Below are 23,803 nucleotides of genomic sequence, written 5' to 3'. Positions count from 1 at the left end.
AACGGGCGCCTTCCCGCAGGAAGACGCCCGTTCGGAGCGAGATGCTTACGCAGCCGACTTCGGCGCGTTGACGTCGGAGGGCAGAGCCTTCTTCGCCGTCTCGACCAGCGTGGTGAACGTGGCCGCGTCGTTGACCGCGAGGTCGGCGAGCATGCGACGGTCGACCGTGACGCCCGCGAGGCCGAGGCCCTGGATGAAGCGGTTGTACGTCATGCCGTTCTGACGCGCGGCGGCGTTGATGCGCTGGATCCAGAGGCGACGGAAGTCTCCCTTGCGCTTGCGACGGTCCCGGTACGAGTAGACCAGGGAGTGGATGACCTGCTCCTTGGCCTTCCGGTAGAGGCGCGAACGCTGACCGCGGTAGCCGGAGGCGCGCTCGAGGATGACCCGACGCTTCTTGTGGGCGTTGACTGCCCGCTTGACTCTTGCCATTTTCCTGTGTTCCTATCGTGCGTTCGGCGCGTCAGCGACCGAGAAGCTTGTTCGCGACCTTGGTGTCAGCCTTCGACAGCACCTGGTCCTGGTTCAGACGACGGGTGCGACGGCTCGACTTGTGCTCGAGGTTGTGGCGCATGTTCGCCTGCTGCTTCTTCAGCTTTCCGCTGCCGGTGATCTTGAAGCGCTTCTTAGCACCCGAGTGGGTCTTCTGCTTCGGCATCTTCTCTTCCTTCGTGATGGCGCCTTCTCAGGCGACGGTGTCTACCCGCGTTGCGGGAGTTCGTGGGGCGGATGTCACTCCGCGGCGGGTGCGGCCGGGGCGGCCGAGTCGCTCTTGGCGTCGCGGGCAGCCTGCTTGTTCGCCGCACGCTGCGCGTCGCGCACCGCGTTCTGCTCCTGCTTGGCCTCGGACTTGCTCTTGATCGGCGCGACCACCATGACCATGTTGCGGCCGTCGATCGTCGGGTTCGACTCGACGGTGCCGAACTCGGCGACGTCTTCCGCGAACTTGCGCAGCAGGCGCACACCCTGCTCCGGGCGCGACTGCTCGCGACCGCGGAAGAGGATCATCGCCTTGACCTTGTCGCCGGCCTTGAGGAAGCCCTCGGCGCGCTTGAGCTTCGTCGTGTAGTCGTGCGCCTCGATCTTCAGTCGGAAGCGGACTTCCTTGAGGATCGTGTTCGCCTGATTGCGACGCGCTTCCTTCTCCTTCTGGGCGGCCTCGTACTTGAACTTGCCGTAGTCCATGATCTTGACCACGGGCGGCTTCGAGTTCGGGGCGACCTCAACGAGGTCGAGATCGGCTTCCTGTGCGAGACGCAGCGCTGCCTCGATGCGGACAACGCCGATCTGCTCACCCGAGGGGCCGACGAGGCGGACCTCGGGGACTCGGATGCGCTCATTGGTGCGGGGATCGCTGATGCGGAGCTCCTTAGACGATGTGATTCGGCCACCGTGATGCGGATGCATCCCGGGCGAAATCGAACTCGTCTCCCACCCGCCGGCACTCAGACGCCGGCTCCACACCCTGTCTACCGGTCCTCTCGTGACGAGTGAACCGGCGGAGTGCAAGACCCGGTAGCCTGGAACGGCAAGCGCGGGTGGGAAGTGAATCCTCTTTCGTTCCAGAGCATGACGCTCCGGAGCCCGCCAAAGTCTAACAGAAGGCAAGGCGAAGTGACGAACCAGGCACCCGACGAGGCGGCACGCGAGCGCGAAGAGCGCTGGGCACGACAGGAGGAGGCGGCCTCGTCCGCGGTTCGCGACATCGCGGACGTCCCCGCCGTCGAGGTCATCACGACCGCGGCCGTGCACCTCATGAGCGCCGCCGCCGTCAAGCTCGGCCTCGCCGACGAGCCCGACGCGGCCGAACAGCTCGACCTCGACGAAGCCCGCAAGCTCATCAACGCCCTCGCCGGGCTCATCACCGCCGGCGCCCCCGAGATCAGCGACATGCACGCGCGGTCGCTGCGCGACGGCCTCCGCTCGCTCCAGCTCGCGTTCCGCGAGGCATCGACCATCCCCGACCCGATCGGCAAGGGCCCCGGCGAGAAGTGGACCGGCCCGGTCACCTGAGCCGGCGCCCGTCGCGGTTCAGGCGCTGCGGCGGAGCTTGACCGTGAGCGAGTCCGCGAGCACGGCGATGCGGTCGTCGGCCGCCCAGCGCTGAGCCAGACGACCGAGCACGGCGTCGAGCACCTCGCGCTCGAGCCCGTCGACCAGCTCGAGGATCACGACCAGCTCGGGCCCGCGCAGGCGGGCGTCGGGGTCGCCCGCGGCCACGGCCACGTCGATCACCGCGAGCTCATGCGCGACGCTCTCCTGCAGCGCCGTGAACACCTCGGGCGACAGGAAGCTCGGCTCCCACGCGTGCCCCTGCGCGACCGCCCAGACCGCCGGGCGCCGGATCACGAACTCCGTGTCGGATGTGGGGTCGAGCACGATCAGGTCGGTGTCCTCCGCGGATGCGGCCAGAGCCGCACGCACCGCCTCCACCGGGATCGGTCGCGCCGTCGCGTCCCACCGCTGCATCGCCTCGACCGAGGAGAACACGGGCTGGACGCGCCGGCCATCGGGCGCCGCGACCGTGACGATCGACAGCTCCTGGGTCTTGTCGACCGCGAGCCCGCTCGGCGCGACCCCCTCTTCGCCCTTCTCCGCGATCAGCGGGATCAGCACGCGCGCGGCGCGGAAGGCGTCGACGACCTCCGCCTGCGATCCCTCGCCCGCCCGGAAGCGCTGAAGGGCGTCGAGCAGGGCGGGATCGGCGGAGCCGTCGTCGGCCGCGTGCGGGTTCGACTCGAAGCTGCGGCCCTCCCACGGAACACCCGCGGAATCGGCGTGGTTGTGCACCTCCGGGCCGTGGCCGTGGGGGTCAGTCTCCGGCGACATCCAGCGCCTCGGCCAGGGTGAAGGCTCCGGCGTAGAGCGCCTTGCCGACGATGGCGCCCTCGACGCCCAGCGGCACCAGCTCGCGCAGCGCCGCGATGTCGTCGAGGTTGGAGACCCCGCCGGACGCCACGACCGGCTTCGGCGTGCGCGAGGTCACCTCGCGCAGCAGCTCCAGGTTCGGGCCGCGGAGCGTGCCGTCCTTCGTGACGTCGGTGACCACGTAGCGGCTGCAGCCGGCATCCTCCAGGCGCTCCAGCACCTCCCAGAGGTCGCCGCCCTCCTTGGTCCAGCCGCGGGCGGCGAGAGTGGTGCCGCGCACGTCGAGGCCGACCGCGATCGCCTCGCCGAAGCGGCTGATGACGTCGGCCGCCCACTCCGGGTTCTCCAGCGCGGCGGTACCGAGATTGATGCGCGCCGCGCCGCTCTCGAGCGCCGCCTCCAGGCTCGCATCGTCGCGGATGCCTCCGGAGAGCTCCACGTTCACGCCGCGGAACTGCTTGATGACCTTGCGCAGGATCGGTGCGTTGCTGCCGCGGCCGAACGCCGCGTCGAGGTCGACCAGGTGGATCCAGGAGGCGCCCTGCGCGACCCACTCCCCTGCGGCGTCGAGCGGGTCGCCGTAGCTCGTCTCGGTGCCGGCCTCGCCCTGGGTGAGTCGGACGGCCTTGCCGCCGGCGACGTCCACCGCGGGGAGGAGCGTGAGCGAAGGTGACTGCGCGAAGTCGTTCATGGGGTCCTTGGTTCGGGTGTCTCTGCGGCCCGAGCGGGCGCGACACACGAGGCTACCGCGGCGGTCGGCACCCACTCAAATGCATGACGCCGGCCGTCGGTCGCAGCGGCGCCGCCATCCATGCCTGACATTTCGTCGGGTAACATGCTACGGATGTCAGCGCGAGAACCAGGGCCCCCGTCCGAGTACCGACGCGTCCGAGCCGACCAGGAGATCGCCGTCCCCCGCCCCCGGTCCGCCATCCGCGGCTCGGCCGCTCCCCGCCCGGCCGCCGAGTCGTCCGCCTCCCCGGCGCCGTGGCCCGCACGCGCTTCGGGGCGCGCGTCCCAGTCCGCGACCCCCGCGGTCACCCCCACCCGCGCACCCGCACAGATCGCGGCACCCACGCGCGCCGCGACGCCGACACCGACCTCGGCACCGGTACCGGCCTCGGCCTCGACACCGGCCTCGACCTCGGCACCGAACGCGATACCGACACCGACACCGACACCGACACCGACACAGGCACCGGCACCGACACCGACACCGACACCGACGGTGACCGCGACACCGACACCGACGGTGACCGCGACACCGACACCGACGGTGACCGCGACACCGACACCGACCGCGACACCGGCACCGACACCGGTACAGACACCGACACAGGCACAGATGCCGCCTGTGGCGCCCACCCCCACCAGCACTCCGGCAGAGATCATCACCCCTGCCCCCGCATCCGCATCCGCATCCGCCGAGTCCCCCGAACCCGTCGCGTCCCCTGCCCACGCATCCGCATCCGCATCCCCCCGGTCCCCCGAACCCGCCGAGTCCCGCGCCGCCGGATCCGCCGACGCGTCCGCGCAGAACGCATCTGCGCACGCCGCATCGTCCGGGCGAAGCCGCCGTCGCTCGCCGCAGCGCGAGACCACGACCCGCCCGTCCTTCCTCACCGAGGAGCTTCCGGCCGAGCCCGCCCGGATGGGGTTCCGCGGCGCCCTCAACCGCATCGGCATGGACTTCGGTCCCGGCTCCGTCGAGGAGGCGTTCCGCCGCGACGAGGCCGCTGTGAGTCGCCAGTGGTCCGGGCCGCGCACGATCGCGATCGTGAACAGCAAGGGCGGCGCGGGGAAGACACCCACCACAGCGCTTCTCGCCGCGGTGTTCGCCCGGTTCGGGGGTGCGGGCGTGCTCGCCTGGGACAACCACCAGACGCGCGGGACCCTCGGCTGGCGCACGGAATCGGCATCACACCGCAACACCCTGCGGGAGATGCTCTCCGACAGCAGCCGCCTGATCAGCCCGGGCGCCCAAGCCGCTGACCTGGCGGACTACGTTCATCACCAGCCGCGCGACCGTTTCGACGTCCTCCGCTCGCAGCCGCCACGCCTGGCACACGACGATCGCCTGGGCCCGGCCGAGGTCGACGTGCTGCACACGGTGGCCTCCCGGTTCTACCGACTCATCTTCGTCGACTCGGGCAACGATGAGACCGACCCGCTGTGGCGCCGGATGATCGACCACACGGATCAGCTCGTGGTCGCGACCACCTCCCGCGGAGACCACGCCGAGGCCGGGGCCCTCCTGCTCGAAGCCCTCGCCGAACGCGACGAGCGCTCGGCTCACCTCGTCGAGCAGGCGGTCGTGATCGTCTCGCAGGCCGATCCCCACGCGACACCGACCGAGATCGGCGCGGTGTCCGACGGGTACCGCTCGCTCTGCCGAGAGGTGCATGCGATCCCGTTCGACCGGGAGATGGTCGACGGCCCGCTGCGCTACACCGCCCTCGCCGGACGGACGCAGCGAGCGTGGCTGTCGGCGGCGGCGGCCGTCGCCAGAGGGCTCTGACGCCGAACGGCCGGACCGGCCGCGTGCGACAGCCCCCGGCTCACGGGCTCAGAGGCTGGTGACCCAGTTGCGCAGCAGCTGGATGCCCGCCTCGCCCGACTTCTCCGGGTGGAACTGCGTCGCCGACAGCGGTCCGTTCTCCACGGCCGCCAGGAAGGGATCGCCGTAGGTGGCCCAGGTCAGCACCGGCTGGGGGAACGGCGGGATCACGTCGAGCTCCCACGACTGCGCCGCGTAGGAGTGCACGAAGTAGAACCGCTCCTCCTCGATGCCGCGGAACAGCACCGTGTCCTCGCCGGGGTCGACCGTGTTCCAGCCCATGTGCGGCAGCACGGGAGCGTTGAGCTCGGTGACCGCGCCCGGCCACTCCCCCAGGCCCGCGGTGTCGTGGCCGCGCTCGACCCCGTGCTCGAACAGCACCTGCATGCCGACGCAGATGCCCAGCACGGGGCGACCGCCCGCGAGACGCCGCCCGATGATCTCGTCGCCCCCGTGCGCGTGCAGCGCATCACGCACGGCCTGGAACGCCCCGACCCCCGGCACGACGAAGCCGTCGGCCTCGAGCGCCTCACTGCGGTCGCGCGTGAGCACCGCGTCGGCACCCGCGGCCACGAGCGCCTTGACCGCGGAGTGCACGTTGCCGGACTCGTAGTCGAAGACCGCGACGCGGGGTGCCGCGCTCACAGGGCCCCCTTGGTGGACGGGATGCCGTCGACGAGCGGGTCGAGCGCCTTCGCCTGACGGAACGCGCGCGCGAAGGCCTTGTACTCCGCCTCGGCGATGTGGTGCGGGTCACGGCCGCCGAGCACGCGCACGTGCACCGTCAGCGCCGCGTTGAACGCGATGGCCTCGAAGGAGTGGCGCACGAGCGAGCCCGTGAAGTGCCCGCCGATGAGGTGCTGCTCGAAACCGACGGGCTCGCCCTCGTGCACGAGGTACGGACGACCGGAGATGTCGACCACGGCCTGCGCCAGCGCCTCGTCGAGCGGCACGAGCGCATCGCCGTAGCGGGAGATGCCCGCCTTGTCACCCAGCGCCTCCAGGATGGCCTGACCCAGCACGATCGAGACGTCTTCCACCGTGTGGTGCGCGTCGATGTGCGTGTCACCGGAGGCGCGGACGGTGAGATCGGTCAGCGAGTGCTTCGCGAACGCCGTCAGCATGTGGTCGAAGAACGGCACGGAGGTGTCGATGCGGCTCACCCCGGTGCCGTCGAGGTTCAGCTCCAGCTCGACGGTCGACTCCGACGTGCTGCGCACGCGACGCGCGGTGCGGGCGGGGTTCGCGGGGGTGGTCATGATGCCGATCCTATCGAGGCCAGGGCGTCCAGGAACGCGGTCGTCTCGGCCTCGGTGCCCGCGCTGACGCGGAGGTGGCCGGGGATGCCGACGTCGCGCACGAGCACACCGCGGTCGTACAACTGCCGCCACGTGGCCTGCGGGTCGGCCACGCCACCGAACAGCACGAAGTTCGACCAGGACTCGTGGGGCGTGTACCCCAGTGCCTCCAGCGTCGCTGTGATGCGGTCGCGCTGCTCGACGATCTCCTCGACCATGCCGAGCATCACGTCGGCGTTGCGCAGCGCCGCCACCGCCGCGGCCTGCGTGAGCGCGCTCAGGTGGTACGGCAGCCGCACGAGGCGGAGCGCGTCGATGAACGCGGGGTCTGCGGCCAGGTAGCCGACGCGCGCTCCGGCGAACGCGAAGGCCTTGCTCATGGTGCGCGACACAGCGAGCCGCGGACGGCCGTCGAGGAGCGTGAGCGCGGACGGCGCGTCGTGCGGTGCGAACTCCTGATACGCCTCGTCGACGATCACCACGCCGCGCGCGGCCTCGTAGACCGCCGCGACGACGTCGAGCCCGAGCGGCGTACCGGTGGGGTTGTTGGGCGAGCACAGGATCACCACGTCGGGGTCGGCGGCGCGCACCTGTTCCGCGGCTTCCTCCGGGGTGATCGAGTAGTCGGGGTGCCGGGTGCCGGCGACCCATGACGCACCCGTGCCCTGCGCGATCAGCGGATACATCGAGTAGGTCGGAGCGAAGCCGAACGCCGTCCGCCCCGGTCCGCCGAACGCCTGCAGGATGTGCTGCAGCACCTCGTTCGAGCCGTTGCCCGCCCAGATCTGCTCGGCCGTGAGCCCGTGACCGAGGTAGTCCGCGAACGCCTCCCGCAGCGTGGTGAACTCCCGGTCGGGATAGCGGTTGACGTCGCGGATCGCCACGGCGATGTCGTCGAGGATGTCGCTGGCGACCTCGTCAGGAACGGGATGCGTGTTCTCGTTGACGTTGAGGGCGATCGGGAGCGGTGCCTGCGGTGCGCCGTACGGAGTGAGTCCGCGCAGATCGTCGCGCAGCGGGAGATCGTTGAGGGAGAGGGTCACCCTATCCATGTTAAGAGGACGAGGCGGCACCGACGGCCATGCGTCACTCCGCGTACTGCGCCGGGATCGCGAGCTCCTGACCGATCTGGATCTCTCCGCCGCGGAGCAGGTTCATGCGGCTGATGTCGCCGATCACGTCGCGCGGGTCGGCCTCGGGAGCGATCGAGCCGGCGATCGACCAGAGGGTGTCACCGGGCATGACCGTGATGGTCTCGACGGCGGCCACGGGCTTGTCGGCACCGGAGGCGATGGCGCTGCCGCCGCTGATCGCCGCGAAGGCGATGCCGACGGCGAGCGGGACGGACGCGACCGCGAGCAGCACACCGCGACCGCGAGCCGTGAGCCGGAGCCGCGTGGCCGGACGGGCCGTGGCGGAGATCGCGGTCGCGGTGCTGAGGCTGATGGTGCTCATGTCTGCTCCTTCACTGTCCCGGCGCCGCGAGGGCCCGGGGAGGTTGGCGTAGCGTTCGCATCCGCGACTCGGCCGGGAGCCGTGAATGCGAAGCTACGTTCCGAAGATATCTTCGAGTTCGAACATCTGTCAAGCTGTCTTCGAAACCCTGTCCACGAATCGTCCGACACGCTCGAACAGATCTTCCAGATCGGCGCGATTCTCGGATACGGTTTCGACAAGGACACCCCACCACGGGCCACCGACATTCGAAGAGCGACGTCGGATCTCACGCACTGAAGGAGCATCATGAGCGAGACCACAGCCCCGGAGTCGGAGGCGCCGCGGACCCGCCGTCGCAAGAGCCTCAGCCCCAAGCAGATGGCGATCCTGGAGGTCATCCAGGCCGCCATCGCCCAGAACGGCTACCCGCCGAGCATGCGCGAGATCGGCGACGCCGTGGGGCTCAAGTCGCTCTCCAGCGTCACGCACCAGCTCGGCCAGCTGGAGCTGAGCGGCTACCTGCGTCGAGACCCGGGCAAGACGCGGGCCATGGAGGTGCTGATCGACCTGCCCGGCACCGGCTCCGGCGCCGAGAACCCGGCCGATGTCACGACTCCCGTCGGCGACGCCGCGCTCGTGCCCCTCGTCGGCCGCATCGCCGCCGGCGTGCCCATCACCGCGGACCAGCAGGTCGAGGAGATCTTCCCGCTCCCCCGGCAGCTCGTCGGCAAGGGCGACCTGTTCATGCTCAAGGTCTCCGGCGAGTCGATGATCGACGCCGCCATCTGCGACGGCGACTGGGTCGTCGTCCGCTCGCAGCACGACGCCGAGAACGGCGAGATCGTCGCGGCGATGCTCGATGGCGAGGCCACCGTCAAGGTGCTCCGTCGCCGCGATGGACACACGTGGCTGCTGCCGCGGAACACCGCCTTCGAGCCCATCCTCGGCGACGAGGCCGTGGTGCTCGGCAAGGTCGTCGCGGTGCTGCGAGCCGTCTGACCCGGACACGACGAAGGCCCTCCCCGATCGCTCGGAGAGGGCCTTCGTCACGTGATCAGACCGAGGCGCCCACCTCGGCGCGCACGCGGCGCGTGGCCTCGACGATGTTCCGCAGCGACGCGGTGGTCTCCTCGTAGCCGCGGGTCTTGAGGCCGCAGTCCGGGTTGACCCAGAGCTGCCGCGTGGGGATCTCCTCCACGGCGCGACGCAGCAGGGACTCCACCTCCTCCACCGCGGGAACCCGCGGGGAGTGGATGTCGTAGACGCCGGGGCCGATGCCGTGGTCGAACCCGGCCTCGGCGATGTCCGCGACGACCTCCATCCGGCTGCGGGCGGCCTCGATGGACGTGACGTCGGCGTCCAGCGCGCGGATCGCGTCGATCACGACACCGAACTCCGAGTAGCAGAGGTGCGTGTGCACCTGCGTGCCCGGTGCTGCCCCACCGGTCGCCAGACGGAACGACGCCACCGACCAGTCCAGGTAGGACGGCTGATCGGCCTTCTTCAGCGGCAGCAGCTCGCGCAGGGCCGGCTCGTCGACCTGGATCACGGCGATGCCCGCCGCCTCGAGGTCGGCGATCTCCTCGCGCAGCGCCAGGGCGACCTGGTTCGCGGTCTCCCCCAGCGGCTGGTCGTCGCGCACGAACGACCACGCGAGGATCGTCACCGGCCCCGTGAGCATGCCCTTGAGGTGCTTCGCGGTGAGCGACTGCGCGTATCCGGACCAGTCGACCGTGATCGGTGCCGGCCGGGAGACGTCGCCCCACAGGATCGACGGGCGTGTGGCGCGGGAGCCGTACGACTGCACCCACCCGTGCTCCGTGACCGCGAAGCCGTCGAGGTTCTCGGCGAAGTACTGCACCATGTCGTTGCGCTCCGGCTCCCCGTGCACCAGCACGTCGAGTCCGAGGTCCTCCTGCAGCGACACGACCGCGGCGATCTCCCGGCGCAGGAAGTCGTCGTAGTCGTCGCGGGGGATCTCACCGCGCGTGAACCGTGCCCGTGCGCGACGGATGTCGGCGGTCTGCGGGAACGACCCGATCGTCGTCAGGGGCAGGACCGGGAGGCCGAGGGCCTCCTGCGCACTCTCCCGCTCCTCGTAGGACACCCGCGAGAAGTCGGCGTCGACGAGCGTCCGCTCGCGCACCGCGCCGTCGCGCACGCCCGGCGCGTCCAGCCGGTCGCGCAGGGCCGCCGAGGCCTCGTCGAGCTCGGCGGCGATCGCCTCGGGACCCTGCGACAGCCCGCGGGCCAGCACGCCGACCTGCTGCACCTTCTGATCGGCGAACGCCAGCCACGACACCAGGCGGGGGTCGAGCGAGGTCTCGTCGGCGACGTCGTGCGGCACGTGCAGCAGCGAGGTCGAGGTGGAGGCCGACACGGCCGCGGCCCCCAGGTCGCGCAGACGCTCGAGCGTGGCGAACGCCGCGGCCAGGTCGCCCCGCCAGATGTTGTGCCCGTCGATCACGCCGCCGACGAGCGTCTTGTCCGCGAGACCCTCCGCCGCGGACGGCACAGCGCCACGGACCAGGTCGACCGCGATCGCCTCGACGGGCGCGGCCGCGAGGACCGGGAACACGGCGTCGAGCGCCGCGTACGGGGCGGCGACGAGGATCGACGGACGGTCCTCCGCTCCCCCGAGCACGGCGAGTGCGCGTTCGGCCGCGGTCGCCAGGGCGGCGGTGTCGGCGGGGAGCGACTCGCTCACGAGCGCCGGCTCGTCGAGCTGCACCCAGGTCGCTCCCGCGGCCCGGAGGCGGGCGAGCAGCTCCCGGTACACGGGGAGCACGTCGTCCAGGCGCGACAGCGGATCGAAGCCCTCGGGGGCGTCGTCCGAGGCCTTCGCGAGCGCCAGCAGGGTGACCGGGCCGACCACGACCGGGCGCGTGGTGAAGCCTGCGGCAGCGGCCTCTGCGACCTCGCGCACGAGCCGGTCGCTGGACAGCGAGAACACCGTCTCCGGACCGATCTCCGGCACGAGGTAGTGGTAGTTCGAGTCGAACCACTTCGTCATCTCCAGCGGCGCGCGCTCCCCCTCGCCCCGCGCGATCGTGAAGTACGCCGGGAGGCCGACCGTGCCGTCGGCGGCGCGCAGGTGCTCGAAGCGCGAGGGGATCCCGCCCACGGTCACCGCGGCGTCGAGCACCTGGTCGTAGAACGAGAAGGACTCCGGGATCGCGGAGTCGTCCCGGCCGAGGCCGAGCGCGGCGAGCCGCTCTCGGGTGGCGGCGCGCAGCTCGGCGGCCGTGCGCTCCAGCTCCTGCTCGTCGATGCGGCCCGCCCAGAACGCCTCGACGGCCTTCTTGAGCTCGCGGCGACGGCCGATGCGGGGGTAGCCGAGGATGGTTCCCTCGGGGAATGCGGTCATGGTGTTTCCTTTCGGCGGGGGTCTAACGGCGCAGAGCCGGGAGGATGCCGGCTTCGGCGAGGACGGTGAGGACGGTCTCGTGCTGGTTGAAGGCGTAGAGGTGCACGCCGGGGGCGCCGCCGGCCACGACCTGCGCGGCCAGGCGCGCGGCCCAGGCGATGCCGATCTCGCGGCGGCCCTCGGCGGTCGGCTCCACGTCGAGGGCGATGGAGAGCTCTCCGGGCAGCTCCTCTCCCGTGAGCTCCAGCACGCGGGAGAGCCGAGCGGGCGAGGTGATGGGCATGATGCCGGGCAGGATCGGGATGGTCACCCCGGACGCGCGGGCACGCTCCACGAAGGCCAGGTAGTCGTCGGCGTGGAAGAACAGCTGTGTGATCGCGAACGTCGCACCGGCGGCCTGCTTCGCGAGCAGGGCCTCCACGTCCTGCGTGCGGTGGGTCGCCCGCGGGTGGCCCTTCGGGAACGCGGCCACCGCGATGTTCACCCTCCGCCGCGGCGCGACCCGGGCGGCACCGGGGATCCCGGGAACCGGCGACTCCTCGTACGGCGCACGCTCGGCCTGCACGCGGTCGATCAGCTGGACGAGCTGGGCCGCGCTCTCCAGGTCGCCGAGGAAGTCCTCGGTCTGCCCGGCGGGCGGGTCGCCCCGCAGGGCGAGGAAGCTGAGGATCCCCGCGTCGAGGAACTCGCGGATGAGCGCGGTCGCCCCGGCGTAGGTGTTGCCGACGCACGTGAGATGAGCGAGGGGCTCGACGTCGGTGTGGGTGCGGATGAAGCGCAGCACGTCGAGCGAGCGCCCCCCGGTGGAGCCGCCGGCACCGTAGGTCACCGACAGGAACTCCGGACTGGCTGCGGCCAGGCGCAGGACGGTCTCGTGCAGCGCCTCCTCGCTCGACGCGTTGCGCGGGGGGTAGAGCTCGAAGGAGAACGGCACGCGGGCGGTGCCGGTGGTGTCGATCTCGGTGGACATCTTCACTCCTGGGGACAGGGGGCCGGGGCGCGCGGACGGCACGGGAGGCGTGTCGTTCGCGGGCGGGTGCCGGGCTCGGCTGTCGCTCCACGCCCTGGACGAACCGGGCGTTTCCAGCAACCTAGAACAGCCCCGCGCGGGCCCGCACGTGTGTGACGCCGTGTGTCGGTCCGCCTAGGCTCGAGGCATGTCGTCGCTGCCCTTCGGTTCCTGGCCCTCCCCCTTCACCGCCGCGTCTGTCGCGACCTCCGCACCGCGCATCGACGGCGCCCGGTTCGCCGGGTCGGAGATCTGGTGGGGCGAGTCCGTGCCGGCCGAAGCCGGACGCGTGACCGTACGCAGCTCCTCCGGCGCCGAGATCCTGCCGGCTCCGTGGAGTGCGCGGTCGCGCGTGCACGAGTACGGCGGCGGGGCGTGGACGGCCGGCGACGGTGCGCTGTTCTTCGTCTCGGGCGCGGATCAGCGCGTGCATCGCCTCGTCCCCGGGGGCGAGCCCGAGCCGCTCACGCCCGCCGGTGCGTCGTACGGCGGACTCCGACTGCAGAGCGGACGACTGCTGGCCGTGCGCGAAGACCTCCGTCCGGACCCGCACCGGCGCGGCATCGTCGAGATCCCGGTGGACGGATCCACGGCCGAGGACGACGGCGCGCTCCGGGTGATCGCGGAGGGCACGGGCTTCTTCGCGCACCCGGCGCTGTCGCCCGACGGCACGCGGGTGGCCTGGGTCGAGTGGCACGAGCGGACGATGCCGTGGGACGAGGCGCAGCTCGCGATCGCGTCGCTCGCCGACGGCGAGATCGTGCGCATCGCGTCGTCCGCCGCCCTGCAGCCGGAGTGGCTCGACGACACCGCGCTCGTGTACGCCGACGACGCGTCCGGGCGCTGGCAGGTGCAGCGCCTTCACGTCGACGGCGTGACACCCGTAGCCGCGCCGATCGCCCTGACCGGGACCGACGCCGACACCGGCTACGGCCTGTGGGTGCTGGGCAACCGGTGGTTCCAGCCGCTGGCGGACGGACGCGTGGTCGCCGCGCGCACGAACGGCCGCGACGAGGTGCACGTGCTCCCGGCGGACGGCACGACGAGCACCGCGCTGGACCTCCCCGCCGACGGGCACGTGAGCGTGGACGACGTGTCCGGCTCCCGCGTGCTGCTCAGCGGCAACAGCTCGGGCACCACGCCCGGGGTGTGGTGCGTCGACCTCGACTCGGGCCGCGTGGAGGCTGTGGCGGGCGGGGTCCCGTCCGATCCGGAGTGGATGCCCGGCGCGCAGCCGATCGTGGTGGACGGCGCGCACGGCTCGGTGCACGCGTTCGCCTACCCGCCCGCGAACCCCGCGCACACCGCGGCTCCCGGCGAGCTTCCGCCGTACGTCGTGTTCGTCCACGGAGGACCGACGGCGCATGTGACGGGGGCCGCGTCGTCCGAGGTCGCGTTCTTCACGAGCCGCGGCATCGGCGTGCTCGACGTGAACTACGGCGGCTCCACCGGCTACGGCCGCGCCTACCGCGACCGCCTCGTCGGGCAGTGGGGCGTGGTCGACGTGGACGACGTGGTCGCCGCCGCGCGGGGCCTGGCCGATGCGGGGCTCGCCGATCCCGCGCGCATCGCGATCCGCGGCGGTTCGGCCGGCGGCTGGACCGTTCTGTCGGCGCTGGTGCGGGGCGGGACCTTCGCGGCGGGCATCAGCCGCTACGGTGTGGCGGACCTGCGCCTGCTGGCCGCCGAGACGCACGACTTCGAGGCGCCGTACCTCGACGGTCTGGTCGGGCGGCTGCCGGAGGACGAGCACGTGTACGTCGAGCGTTCACCCCTCACGCACGCCGACCGGATCGACGTGCCCGTGCTGCTGCTCCAGGGCGGCGAGGACCGCGTGGTGCCTCCGTCGCAGTCCGAGGCGATCCGCAACGCCCTCGCCGCGAACGGCATCGAGCACGAGTACGCGCTGTATCCGGCCGAGGGGCACGGCTTCCGCAGCGCGGAGAACATCGTGGACGCTCTGCAGCGCGAGCTCGCGTTCCTCGGCCGCGTGTTCGGCTTCACCCCGGCGCCCTGACGGCGCGGGCTACTCGCCGACGCGGTTGCGCAGGCGCATGGCCCGCTCGGCCTCGCGCGTGTCCTGCCGCTCGCGCAGCGTCTGCCTCTTGTCGTACTCGCGCTTTCCCTTCGCGAGAGCGATCTCGACCTTGGCCCTGCCGTCGGAGAAGTAGAGCTTCAGCGGGATCAGGGTGTAACCACCGGCCGAGACCGCGTGGGAGAGCTTGGCGATCTCCTCACGGTGCAGCAGCAGCTTGCGGATGCGCTTGGCGGAGTGGTTGGTCCAGTGCCCCTGCGAGTACTCCGGGATGTGCACGGCGTCGAGGAACACCTCGTTCCCCTTGACGAACGCGTATCCGTCGCTGAGGTTCGCGCGCCCCTGACGGAGTGACTTGACCTCGGTGCCGGTGAGCACCATTCCCGCCTCGTACGACTTCTCGATGGTGTAGTCGTGACGCGCGCGACGATTGGTCGCGACGACCTTCTCCCCGCGTTCCCTGGGCATGATGCTCTCCTGTTGCCGTGACGAGCTCGACCGAGGATCCGGCCGAGCAGCCTTTCAGGGTATCAGGTGCGCAGCCAGCGACGGATCGCGAAGCCGGCCGACAGCGCCGCCAGCACGACGCCGATCCCCACCAGCACGGGCACCACGAGGAACGCGTCGTTCATGGTGACCCAGGTCGTGATGAACGGGACCCGCCCGCGCAGGTAGCCGTTGACGCCGAAGTGCACCCCGGCGACGACCGCCGCGCACGCGAGCGCCGAGCCGAGGAAGGCCGCGAAGACGCCCTCCAGCACGAACGGCGTCTGGATGAACCGGTTGGACGCGCCCACCAGGCGCATGATCCCGATCTCCTTGCGTCGCGCGTAGGCCGATAGTCGGATGGTCGTCCCGATCAGGAGGGTCGCGGCGATCAGCATCAGCACGGCGATCCCGACCGCGATGTAGGTCGCGACGGTGAGCGCGGAGAACAGCGGCTCGAGGTACTGCAGCTGGTCCTGCACCTGCTCCACGCCCGCCTGTCCGCTGAACGCCTCGGCGAGCACCTGCGACTGCCCCGGATCCTTCATCGTGACGAAGAACACCTCGAACGCCTGGTCGGGCGTGAGCACGCTCGCCTGCTCCTCGCCCACCTGCTCGACGAGCTTGGCGTACGTCTCCTCTTTGGTGTCGAACGTCATGGAGCTGATCAGCGGCGCCAGCGCGTCGCCCTCGAGCTGGGCGCGCACCGCGGCGACCTGCTCCTCGCTGGCGGCGCCGTCGACGCAGGTGTCCGACTCCGACACCGCCGAGCACATGTACACCGCCACCTGGGCACGCTCGGCCCAATAGCCCCGCATCACGCCGATCTGGGACTGCATGAGGATCGCCGCGCCCACGAAGGTCAGCGACACGAACGTCACCAGCACGACGGAGATGACCATCGAGATGTTGCGACGGAGACCCACGAGGGCCTCGGTCAGGATCAGGCCGATTCTCATGAGGTCGGGCCCACTTCCTCGTCGTCCTGGTCGGAGAGGCCGAGACGGTCGGCCACGCCGAGCTCGGCGACGTCGACCTCCGGCAGCACGATCGGGTGCGTGCGGGGAGTGGCCGGACGCTCGACCGGAGCCTTCTCCTCGGCCGGGACGCGCTCCGCCTCATCCGGCGGTTCGACCACTCCGCGGCGCGGCGGCTCGGGCGGCTCGACCACCTGCGGCTCGCGTTCCGGCTGCGGGGTCGCGACCGCGGCGGCGCGGCGCTGCGCGTCGAGCTCCTCCGCCAGGGCGGCTCGCACCACCGACAGGTCGGCGGTCTGCCGCTGCACCTCCTGCACCGCGGTGAGGGCGGCCGCGGCGGCGGCTCCCCGCACCTCCTCCGGCGCGAGTCGCGGGATGTTCGAGGTGTCGCCGTAGCCGCCGTGGACCTCGTCGCGCACCATCTCGCCGTCGCGCAGCTCGATCACGCGGCGACGCATCTGGTCGACGAACCCCGCCTCGTGCGTGGCCATGAGCACGGTCGTGCCACCGGCGTTGATGCGGGCGAGCAGCTGCATGATGTCGACGGAGGTCGCGGGGTCGAGGTTTCCGGTGGGCTCGTCGGCCAGCAGCACCTGCGGACGGTTCACGAGGGCACGGGCGATCGCGACGCGCTGCTGCTCACCGCCGGAGAGCTCGTGCGGCATGCGCTTCTCCTTGCCCTCGAGCCCGACCAGTGCCAGGGCCTCGGGCACGGCCTGCTGGATGAAACCGCGCGAGGAGCCGGTGACCTGCAGCGTGAACGCGACGTTCTGGTGCACGGTCTTGGACGGCAGCAGGCGGAAGTCCTGGAACACGGAGCCGATGTGGCGACGGAAGTAGGGCACCTTCCGGTTCGCGAGGGAGCGGAGATCGCGGCCGAGGACGGCGACGCGACCACTGGTGGGCACGTCCTCCCGCAGGATGAGCCGCAGGCAGGACGACTTGCCCGATCCCGAAGCGCCGACGAGGAAGACGAACTCCCCGCGTTGCACTTCGAAGTCGACTCCGGACAGGGCGGGCTTCGACGTCCCGCGGTAGCGCTTCGTGACGTTCTCGAACCGAATCATGGCGATTCGAGCCTAAGCGCGGGCTCTGCGCTGACCCGCTGCGACACCCCGCGCGGCCTCAGGCCGTCGACCTGTGCAAACGGTGTCGGCGTCGCTGCCCACTGCTATACATGGAGAGTCGATTCGCGTCACCCACGCGAGCGCGCACACGGAGGGGACTTCCATGACGACACCTGCTGGCTGGTACGACGACGGCTCCGGTCGGCTGCGGTGGTGGGACGGCCAGCAGTGGACCGAGCACTTCGCGCCCGAGACGCCCGCTGTGCCCGCCCAGGAGTCCCCGGCATCCGAGTCCGAGACGACGCCGGGTGCGCCCGCCGCGGCGGTGCCCGACGCGCAGCCCGAGGCCACGGCCCCCGACGCGACCGCCGCCGACGCCACCGCACCCGACGCCACCGCACCGGAGGCCACCGCACCCGAGGCCACCACGCCCGACGCCACCGCCGCCGCCGCCGACGCCACCGCACCTGACGCCACCACTCCCGCCGCCACCGCGCCAGAGGCCGTGGTCGCACCCGAGCCCGCGAGCGACTGGGCCGCGCCGGCCTCGGGCGCCCACGAGCTTCCCGGTGCCGCGCCGGTGGCCGACTGGTCTGCGCCCGGAGCCACGGCGTCCGGGACGGTCACGCCGCCTCCGACCGGAGCGCAGCCTCCCGCCGGACTGGCCGCCTCTCCGCAGGGCGGCTACCCCGGGCAGTACTCCCCCGCCGCGCAGCCTGCGGGCCAGGGCGGCTACCCCGGACAGGCGGCCTACCCCACCGCGCAGACGTATCCCGCTCAGGGCGGCGGCTACCCCGGCGCTCCGGCTTACGCCGCGGCAGCCCCGGCGCCGGCGAAGATCTCCGTGCTGGGCCTCGTCGGCCTCGGTCTCGCCGCCCTCGGCCTGCTCCTCGCCTTCACGCCGTTCACGGTCGTCTTCTCGTGGCTGTTCCTCGGCGCGGGCTTCATCGTGTCGCTCATCTCCCTGTTCCTGAAGGGCAAGAAGTGGCCGGGCATCACGGGCCTGGGCGTCTCGGTGCTCGGCGCGATCATCGCCGCGATCATGAGCTTCGTGTTCTTCCTCGGTGCCGTCGCCAGCCAGGTCGACCGCTCCGACTCGCTGCCCGACGACGGCTCGGACACGGGGACGAGCGACTCCGGCACGGATTCCGGAACGGACGACGGCACCGGCTCCGGCACGGTCGTCGAGGGCAGCCTCGGCGATCCGATCACCGTGACGCAGATGTCCGGCAGCGCGGAGCTGACGATCACGTCCGCCACCTGGGGCACCACCAACGGCTCGGACTTCGAGGCGACCAACGGCGGCTACCTGGTGATCGACCTCACGTGGGAGACGCTCGAGGGCACGACCTATGTGAACCCGCTCTACTTCTCGGTCGAGACCGCGGAGGGTGCCGAGGGCGAGTACGACATCTTCGGCGATGCCACGCTCGAATCGAGTGAACTCCCGGCGGGTGAGACCACGCAGGGCACCGTGTCGTTCGATGTCGCCCAGAGCGGATCGTACGTCGTGATCGTCAGCGACGAGCTGTTCCAGGAGGTCGCCCGCGTGACCGTGGAAGCCACCGCGCGCTGAGCGTCGCCCGAAGAAGACAGAGGCACCGCTCATGACGACACCCGAGGGCTGGTACGACGACGGCTCCGGCAGCCTGCGGTGGTGGGACGGCCAGCAGTGGACCGCGCACGTCCGCAGCATCGACCCGAACCCCTCTGCGCCCGAGATCCCGGCGTCGTCGGGCGTACCGCAGCCTCCCGCCTCCACCGCGGGGACCGAGCCCGCACCCGCGGTGCCGACGCCCGCGATGCCGACGCCCGCGGTGCCGCTCGCAGCCACCCCGGTCCAGGCGGCCTTCGAGCCGTTCGTGCCGCCGTCCTCGCCGTTCACCCCGTCCTCCCCGTACGCGGCGCCCCCGTACGCCGCAGCCCCGGGGTCCGGAGCCACCGCGGCCCCGGGCAACGGAGCGGCCGTGCCACCGGGCCCCGGCTCCCCGGGCGCACCGACCGCCGCATCGAGCACGACCGCGCGGCGTCCGTCGGTCCCCGGCCTGGTCGGGCTCGCGGTCGCGCTGGTCGGGGTCGTGCTCGCGTGCGTGCCCCTCACGGCGCCGATCGGATGGGTCGTCGTGGCTGCCGGCTTCGTCGTGTCGCTCGTCTCGCTGTTCCTGCGGGGAACGAAGTGGCCGGGCATCGCCGGGCTCGCCGTGGCCGTGCTCGGCTCGACCCTCGCTGGCGCGGTCGCCCTGATCGCGGTCGGGCTCACGTCGGTCGAGGCGTCCGGAGACCCGGTGCCGTCGCCGAGCGCGCCGGCGACGGAGTCCGGTTCGCCCGTCGACCCGTCGACGATCGACGGCGCCGAGATGGTCGCGTTCGAAGACCTCGAGGTGGGCGATTGCCTCCCCTACGTGGACTACACCGGCGAGGACACGATCTTCGAGCTCCCGGTCGTGCCGTGCGATCAGCCGCACACCGACGAGGTGTACTTCATCTATGAGGTCGACGACCAGACCTTCCCCGGCGAGAGCGCACTGCTCGACGAGGCGTGGGACGGCTGCCTGGCGCAGTTCGAGGGATTCGTCGGCGTCCCGTACGAGCAGTCGGAGCTGGACTTCTACAGCTACCAGCCCACGAAGGCGTCATGGACCCGTGCGGGCGACCGCGCGATCCAGTGCATCGCCTACAGCTACGACGATGTGACCGGCACGCTGCGCGGCGCCGCTCGCTGACCGCCGCACACGACGAAGGCCCCGGAGCGATCCGGGGCCTTCGTGCGTCAGTCGTCGTCGTCGCGGCGCTTGCGCCAGCGGATGCCGGCGGAGATGAAGTCGTCGAGGTCGCCGTCGAACACCGCGGCGGGGTTACCCGACTCCTGCCCCGTGCGGAGGTCCTTCACCAGCTGCTGGCCGTAGAGGAAGTAGGAGCGCATCTGGTCGCCCCAGCTCGCGGTGATGTTGCCCGCCAGCTCCTTCTTCTTCGCCGCTTCCTGCTCCTTCTGCAGCAGCAGCAGGCGGTTCTGCAGCACGCGCATGGCGGCTGCCCGGTTCTGGATCTGCGACTTCTCGTTCTGCATCGACACGACGATGCCGGTCGGGAGGTGCGTGATGCGCACGGCGGAGTCGGTCGTGTTGACCGACTGCCCACCCGGGCCCGAGGAGCGGAACACGTCGACGCGGATGTCGTTCTCCGGGATGTCGACCTCGGTGGCCTCCTCCATCAGCGGGATCACCTCGACGGCGGCGAACGACGTCTGCCGCTTGTCGGCCGAGCCGAAGGGGCTGATGCGCGCGAGGCGGTGCGTGCCGGCCTCGACGGAGATCGTGCCGAACGCGTAGGGGGCATCGATCTCGAAGGTCGCCGACTTGATGCCCGCACCCTCGGCGTACGAGGTGTCCATCACCTTGACGGGGTACTTGTGCCGCTCAGCCCACCGCAGGTACATGCGCATGAGCATCTCCGCGAAGTCGGTGGCGTCGTCGCCACCCGCCCCGGAGCGGATCGTGACGATCGCGCTGCGCTCGTCGTACTCGCCGTCGAGGAGCGTCTGCACCTCGAGCTGGTTGATGAGGTCGGTCAGGGTGCCGAGCTCGTTGCGCGCCTCGATGGCGGAGTCCTCGTCGCCCATCTCGTTGGCCAGGTCGACGAGCACCTCGAGGTCGTCGAGGCGCTGGGCGATGCCGGTGATGCGCGCGAGCTCGGACTGACGGTGGCTCAGCGCACTCGTCACCTTCTGCGCGTTCTCGGTGTCGTCCCAGAGGTCGGGCGCACCGGCCTCCTCGCTGAGTCGCGCGATGTCCTCGCGCAGACGGTTGACATCGACGACCTCGCTGATGTCGCCGAAGGTGTGCCTGAGCGCCTGGATTTCGGCGGAGAGATCTAGTTCGAGCATGACACCTCAGCCTAACGTGCCGCCCGCGCCCGCGGGGACGCCGTCGTCGGGTGCTGCTCCCGCGCGGGAGTAGCGTGAGCAGGGTGAGCAGCGCATCCACGGTCCTTCGTCAGTTCGGACCGATGGTGTATCTGCCCACCGTCCTCTTCGCTCTCGGCGAGGGGGCCGTCATCCCCCTGATCCCGGTGATCGCCGCGTCGATGGGCGCAGACGTGGCGACGGCGGCGCTGGTCGCGTCGGCGCTCGTGGTGGGACAGCTCTGCGGGAACCTCCCGGCCGGCTGGGCCGTGGGCCGCATCGGCGAGCGATACACGATGGTGATCGCCGGAACGGCGGCGCTGCTGTCCGGAGCGGGCATGCTGTTCGCGCCGTCGCTCGGCGTGCTCGCGGCCTCCGTGTTCGTGCTCGGGCTGTGCGCGGCCGCGTTCGGGCTGGCGCGGCACGCGTTCATGACCACGCGCGTACCCCTGCCGTTCCGTGCGCGCTCACTGTCCCTGTTGGGCGGCAGCTTCCGTCTGGGCATCTTCATCGGCCCGTTCGTCGCCGCGGGGCTTCTGCAGCTGTTCGGCAGCGAGTCCGCGGCGATCTGGTTCTTCGCCGTCTGCCTCGTGGTGATGGTGCTGCTCGTGCTGTTCGGGCCGGACCCGGAGGCCACGATCCCGCCGGTGCGTTCGACCGAGCGTTTCGTGGAGGACAGCGGAGAGGCCGTGAGCGGCTCGATCCCGACGATCGAGCGCGCGGGCATCTTCCAGACCATGTGGCGGCAGCGACGACTGCTGTCACGGCTCGGTCTCGCCGCCGCGTCTCTGTCCGCCGTCCGCTCCGCCCGGCAGGTGGTCCTGCCGCTGTGGGGCCTGTCGCTGGGGCTCGACGCGTCGACGATCGCGCTGGTCGTCGGGGTCTCGGGCGCGATCGACTTCGCCCTCTTCTACGCGAGCGGGCAGGTGATGGACCGGTTCGGGCGGCTGTGGGCGGCCATGCCGGCGATGCTGCTCATGGGTGTCGGGTTCCTCGCCCTGGCCTTCACCCACGACGGGGATGCCGCGGTGCTGTGGTTCGGGATGTTCGCCGCCGTCCTGGGCGTGGGCAACGGGCTCTCCAGCGGCATCCTGCTCACGCTCGGCGCCGACGTCGCCCCGGAGCGCGAGCCCGCCGCCTTCCTCGGGTCCTGGCGCACGCTGACCGATGCCGGCGGCGCCGTCGCCCCGCTCCTCGTCTCCGCCATCACCGCGGTGTCGACGCTCTCCGTCGCCGCGGGCGCCATCGGCGTGATCGGACTGCTCGGCGCTGCCGGGTTCCTGCGGTGGATCCCCCGCTTCGTCCCCCGCCCGGATCCGCCCGCCGAGGCGTGAGGCCCCGGCTGGTCACCGCAGGGCGGTGCGGCTCGTCGCGGTCGCCTGCAGCGTAAGACCCTCCGGCACGAACGGCGACACGAGCGGTGGATGCCACGCCGTGCGAACGGTCACGCGGGCCGAAGCCCCGTCCGGGGAGGTCGCCGACACCAGCACCTCCTCCCCGCCCGCACCTTCGACGAGCGGCCGGGCCTGCGCCGCCACCGCCTCGTCCGTGAGTTCCGCGCGCGGCGTCTCCCCCTGCACCGTGAGGACGAAGCCGTCGGTTCCGGCGAGCGCGGCCGCATCGGCGAGGGCGTCCAGGCGCTTCTGGGCGATGTACAGGTCGGTCGCGCAGGCGCACACGAAGATCACGGCGAGCGCGAGCAGCACGTAGCCGAGCACGAGCAGCAGCACGCTCCCCTCCTCCGCGTCCGTGCCCCGGGCGGCGTCCCCCGCCTTCACTCGGCACCCCACTGACGCGACACCTTCTGCGCCGACACGGCCTCGATCGGCACCGACACGGCTCTGTCCAGGCCCAGGACCGCGGGCACGAACGGCAGGCGGGCGCTGGTGGCGACCGAGACCGTGACGGTCGCACCGGCGGAGGGGCACGGAACGCCCTGTGGCAGACACGTCACGGCCAGTTGCACGTCGTCGTCGTCGATGCCGTACTGCGATGCGATGCTCGACAGCACCGCATCGCCCTGGGAGGCGGCCGTCCTCGCGTCGGGAGCGGTCGCGATCACGCGCGCCGCGTGCCGGGCGGCGGCCTCGACCCCCAGCGTCTGCTCCTGAACGGAGCCGAGCACGATCACCAGATACAGCAGCGGCACGAGCATCAGAACCCCGGCGGCGATGAACTCCAGGGAGCTCGAGCCGCGATCATCCCGCATCGAACGACTCCGCCGGTGCGTGAGCCTCGACCTGCAGCCCATACGGCACGCCGATCAGGCCGAACACCGGCAGGCTGGTCCTCACCCGCACGTCGACCGACTCCCGGCCGGCGAGGCGCGATGTCCCGACGGCGACGTCCTCCGCGTAGGCGGGGCCGATCGCGCGGGTGATCACGTCCTGCGTGCGCTGCTTCCCCTCGCCGAGCGAGACGTCTGCGAGGGCGGCGTAGTAGGCGCCCTCCACCGCCGCGTCGTGCACCACATTGCGCACGTAGACCGCGAGCGCCAACTGCAGCACCGCGAGGGTGAGGGCGGTGAGGAGCGTGCCGACCAGGACGAACTCCACCGGGTTCGACCCGCGGTCGTCGATCACGGCCGCACGGAGGGGCACGTCAGAGACCCGACACCCGCTGGATCGCCTGCTCGAACAGCGAGGTCAGCGCGGGCCCCGCGACCGCCCAGATCACCACGACCAACCCCGCCGTCATGAGCGTCACGAGCACCCAGCCGGGGACGTCTCCCCTCTCGTCGTCGGCCAGGGCACGGAGCGGAGAACGCAGGCGTGTGATCATGCCGTCAGTCTGCCCGGGAG

The 23,803-nt window shown here is 71.4% G+C and carries 27 protein-coding genes; 7 read left to right on the top strand and 20 right to left on the bottom strand.

Features of this window, described 5'->3' with window-relative positions; translation table 11 throughout:
* Window positions 1-45: 45 nt before the first annotated feature.
* The 3 genes from rplT to infC all read right to left on the bottom strand — a co-directional run bounded on the left by rplT (window position 46) and on the right by infC (window position 1,407).
* Window positions 46-432 (bottom strand): 50S ribosomal protein L20, encoded by a 387-nt coding sequence (gene rplT / locus ACWH95_RS17330; protein WP_017202428.1) that lies wholly within the window; start codon window positions 430-432, stop codon window positions 46-48.
* Window positions 433-463: 31 nt separating this feature from the next.
* Window positions 464-658: a 50S ribosomal protein L35 gene (gene rpmI, locus ACWH95_RS17325; RefSeq protein ID WP_136034285.1), complete on the bottom strand. Its 195-nt coding sequence runs from the start codon at window positions 656-658 to the stop codon at window positions 464-466.
* A 74-nt stretch (window positions 659-732) separates the two neighbouring features.
* Complete coding sequence (gene infC / locus ACWH95_RS17320) at window positions 733-1,407, bottom strand: translation initiation factor IF-3 (RefSeq protein ID WP_136034288.1); 675 nt, start codon at window positions 1,405-1,407, stop codon at window positions 733-735.
* 207 nt (window positions 1,408-1,614) lie between these two features.
* Here infC and ACWH95_RS17315 point away from each other — a divergent pair, with 207 nt between their 5' ends.
* Window positions 1,615-2,013 (top strand): DUF1844 domain-containing protein, encoded by a 399-nt coding sequence (locus tag ACWH95_RS17315; RefSeq protein ID WP_136035894.1) that lies wholly within the window; start codon window positions 1,615-1,617, stop codon window positions 2,011-2,013.
* 18 nt (window positions 2,014-2,031) lie between these two features.
* On the opposite strand, the gene ACWH95_RS17310 is transcribed toward ACWH95_RS17315, so the two are convergent.
* From ACWH95_RS17310 to ACWH95_RS17300, 3 genes are read right to left on the bottom strand one after another with little or no spacing between them, the layout of a single operon-like run.
* Window positions 2,032-2,829, bottom strand: a complete 798-nt coding sequence (locus tag ACWH95_RS17310; RefSeq protein ID WP_454121078.1) for an SseB family protein — start codon at window positions 2,827-2,829, stop codon at window positions 2,032-2,034.
* The gene (gene priA / locus ACWH95_RS17305) at window positions 2,813-3,559 is read right to left on the bottom strand and encodes a bifunctional 1-(5-phosphoribosyl)-5-((5-phosphoribosylamino)methylideneamino)imidazole-4-carboxamide isomerase/phosphoribosylanthranilate isomerase PriA (protein WP_136034294.1); all 747 of its coding nucleotides are present in this window, start codon (window positions 3,557-3,559) and stop codon (window positions 2,813-2,815) included. The genes ACWH95_RS17310 and priA overlap by 17 nt, the downstream gene beginning before the upstream one ends.
* Window positions 3,556-4,263: a hypothetical protein gene (locus tag ACWH95_RS17300; protein WP_454121077.1), complete on the bottom strand. Its 708-nt coding sequence runs from the start codon at window positions 4,261-4,263 to the stop codon at window positions 3,556-3,558. Before ACWH95_RS17300 ends, priA begins: the two co-directional genes overlap by 4 nt.
* Window positions 4,264-4,519: 256 nt before the next feature.
* On the opposite strand from ACWH95_RS17300, the gene ACWH95_RS17295 reads away from it, so the two are divergent.
* Window positions 4,520-5,386, top strand: a complete 867-nt coding sequence (locus ACWH95_RS17295; protein ID WP_240745374.1) for a MinD/ParA family ATP-binding protein — start codon at window positions 4,520-4,522, stop codon at window positions 5,384-5,386.
* Between the two features lie 48 nt (window positions 5,387-5,434).
* On the opposite strand, the gene hisH is transcribed toward ACWH95_RS17295, so the two are convergent.
* From hisH to ACWH95_RS17275, 4 genes are read right to left on the bottom strand one after another with little or no spacing between them, the layout of a single operon-like run.
* Complete coding sequence (gene hisH, locus ACWH95_RS17290) at window positions 5,435-6,070, bottom strand: imidazole glycerol phosphate synthase subunit HisH (protein ID WP_136034296.1); 636 nt, start codon at window positions 6,068-6,070, stop codon at window positions 5,435-5,437.
* The gene (gene hisB / locus ACWH95_RS17285; RefSeq protein WP_136034298.1) at window positions 6,067-6,684 is read right to left on the bottom strand and encodes an imidazoleglycerol-phosphate dehydratase HisB; all 618 of its coding nucleotides are present in this window, start codon (window positions 6,682-6,684) and stop codon (window positions 6,067-6,069) included. Before hisB ends, hisH begins: the two co-directional genes overlap by 4 nt.
* Window positions 6,681-7,775 (bottom strand): histidinol-phosphate transaminase, encoded by a 1,095-nt coding sequence (locus ACWH95_RS17280; protein WP_205814367.1) that lies wholly within the window; start codon window positions 7,773-7,775, stop codon window positions 6,681-6,683. Before ACWH95_RS17280 ends, hisB begins: the two co-directional genes overlap by 4 nt.
* A gap of 34 nt (window positions 7,776-7,809) precedes the next feature.
* Window positions 7,810-8,178, bottom strand: a complete 369-nt coding sequence (locus ACWH95_RS17275; protein WP_136034301.1) for a LysM peptidoglycan-binding domain-containing protein — start codon at window positions 8,176-8,178, stop codon at window positions 7,810-7,812.
* 288 nt (window positions 8,179-8,466) lie between these two features.
* On the opposite strand from ACWH95_RS17275, the gene lexA reads away from it, so the two are divergent.
* On the top strand, window positions 8,467-9,159 hold the full coding sequence (gene lexA, locus ACWH95_RS17270; protein WP_136034303.1) for a transcriptional repressor LexA: 693 nt from the start codon (window positions 8,467-8,469) through the stop codon (window positions 9,157-9,159).
* A gap of 55 nt (window positions 9,160-9,214) precedes the next feature.
* Here the strand turns inward: lexA and metE are convergent, their stop codons facing one another.
* On the bottom strand, window positions 9,215-11,527 hold the full coding sequence (gene metE, locus ACWH95_RS17265) for a 5-methyltetrahydropteroyltriglutamate--homocysteine S-methyltransferase (RefSeq protein ID WP_454121076.1): 2,313 nt from the start codon (window positions 11,525-11,527) through the stop codon (window positions 9,215-9,217).
* Between the two features lie 22 nt (window positions 11,528-11,549).
* Window positions 11,550-12,497 carry a methylenetetrahydrofolate reductase gene (locus ACWH95_RS17260; RefSeq protein WP_454121075.1) on the bottom strand — a complete coding sequence of 316 codons (948 nt, stop codon included), beginning with the start codon at window positions 12,495-12,497 and terminating at the stop codon, window positions 11,550-11,552.
* Window positions 12,498-12,684: 187 nt separating this feature from the next.
* Here ACWH95_RS17260 and ACWH95_RS17255 point away from each other — a divergent pair, with 187 nt between their 5' ends.
* A complete protein-coding gene (locus ACWH95_RS17255; RefSeq protein WP_454121074.1) occupies window positions 12,685-14,553 on the top strand; it encodes a S9 family peptidase in 1,869 nt (622 codons plus the stop codon).
* 9 nt (window positions 14,554-14,562) lie between these two features.
* Here the strand turns inward: ACWH95_RS17255 and smpB are convergent, their stop codons facing one another.
* The 3 genes from smpB to ftsE form a co-directional block, all read right to left on the bottom strand.
* Complete coding sequence (gene smpB, locus ACWH95_RS17250; protein ID WP_136034311.1) at window positions 14,563-15,039, bottom strand: SsrA-binding protein SmpB; 477 nt, start codon at window positions 15,037-15,039, stop codon at window positions 14,563-14,565.
* A 62-nt stretch (window positions 15,040-15,101) separates the two neighbouring features.
* Complete coding sequence (gene ftsX / locus ACWH95_RS17245; RefSeq protein ID WP_136034313.1) at window positions 15,102-16,016, bottom strand: permease-like cell division protein FtsX; 915 nt, start codon at window positions 16,014-16,016, stop codon at window positions 15,102-15,104.
* Window positions 16,013-17,101 (bottom strand): cell division ATP-binding protein FtsE, encoded by a 1,089-nt coding sequence (gene ftsE, locus ACWH95_RS17240; protein WP_454121073.1) that lies wholly within the window; start codon window positions 17,099-17,101, stop codon window positions 16,013-16,015. Before ftsE ends, ftsX begins: the two co-directional genes overlap by 4 nt.
* Before the next feature lie 163 nt (window positions 17,102-17,264).
* On the opposite strand from ftsE, the gene ACWH95_RS17235 reads away from it, so the two are divergent.
* Window positions 17,265-18,677, top strand: coding sequence for a DUF2510 domain-containing protein (locus tag ACWH95_RS17235; RefSeq protein WP_454121072.1), 1,413 nt, complete (start codon window positions 17,265-17,267; stop codon window positions 18,675-18,677).
* A 31-nt stretch (window positions 18,678-18,708) separates the two neighbouring features.
* Window positions 18,709-19,824: a DUF2510 domain-containing protein gene (locus ACWH95_RS17230; RefSeq protein ID WP_454121071.1), complete on the top strand. Its 1,116-nt coding sequence runs from the start codon at window positions 18,709-18,711 to the stop codon at window positions 19,822-19,824.
* Window positions 19,825-19,871: 47 nt separating this feature from the next.
* Here ACWH95_RS17230 and prfB read toward each other — a convergent pair whose 3' ends face one another.
* The gene (prfB, locus tag ACWH95_RS17225) at window positions 19,872-20,984 is read right to left on the bottom strand and encodes a peptide chain release factor 2 (RefSeq protein ID WP_136030651.1); all 1,113 of its coding nucleotides are present in this window, start codon (window positions 20,982-20,984) and stop codon (window positions 19,872-19,874) included.
* Between the two features lie 122 nt (window positions 20,985-21,106).
* Here prfB and ACWH95_RS17220 point away from each other — a divergent pair, with 122 nt between their 5' ends.
* Complete coding sequence (locus tag ACWH95_RS17220; RefSeq protein WP_241115755.1) at window positions 21,107-22,336, top strand: MFS transporter; 1,230 nt, start codon at window positions 21,107-21,109, stop codon at window positions 22,334-22,336.
* Window positions 22,337-22,348: 12 nt separating this feature from the next.
* Here the strand turns inward: ACWH95_RS17220 and ACWH95_RS17215 are convergent, their stop codons facing one another.
* From ACWH95_RS17215 to ACWH95_RS17200, 4 genes are read right to left on the bottom strand one after another with little or no spacing between them, the layout of a single operon-like run.
* Window positions 22,349-22,780 carry a hypothetical protein gene (locus ACWH95_RS17215; protein ID WP_136035714.1) on the bottom strand — a complete coding sequence of 144 codons (432 nt, stop codon included), beginning with the start codon at window positions 22,778-22,780 and terminating at the stop codon, window positions 22,349-22,351.
* Window positions 22,777-23,211: a TadE family protein gene (locus tag ACWH95_RS17210; RefSeq protein WP_454121070.1), complete on the bottom strand. Its 435-nt coding sequence runs from the start codon at window positions 23,209-23,211 to the stop codon at window positions 22,777-22,779. The genes ACWH95_RS17215 and ACWH95_RS17210 overlap by 4 nt, the downstream gene beginning before the upstream one ends.
* On the bottom strand, window positions 23,201-23,602 hold the full coding sequence (locus ACWH95_RS17205; protein WP_454121069.1) for a TadE/TadG family type IV pilus assembly protein: 402 nt from the start codon (window positions 23,600-23,602) through the stop codon (window positions 23,201-23,203). The genes ACWH95_RS17210 and ACWH95_RS17205 overlap by 11 nt, the downstream gene beginning before the upstream one ends.
* 1 nt (window position 23,603) lies before the next feature.
* Entirely contained in the window at window positions 23,604-23,783 is a 180-nt protein-coding gene (locus ACWH95_RS17200) for a hypothetical protein (RefSeq protein ID WP_136030645.1), read from the bottom strand.
* Window positions 23,784-23,803 lie beyond the last annotated feature (20 nt).

Source organism: Microbacterium sp. NPDC055502, from assembly GCF_053643635.1.
The sequence above is the reverse complement of the archived record's forward strand: the minus strand, read 5'-3'. Positions and strand labels throughout refer to the sequence as shown.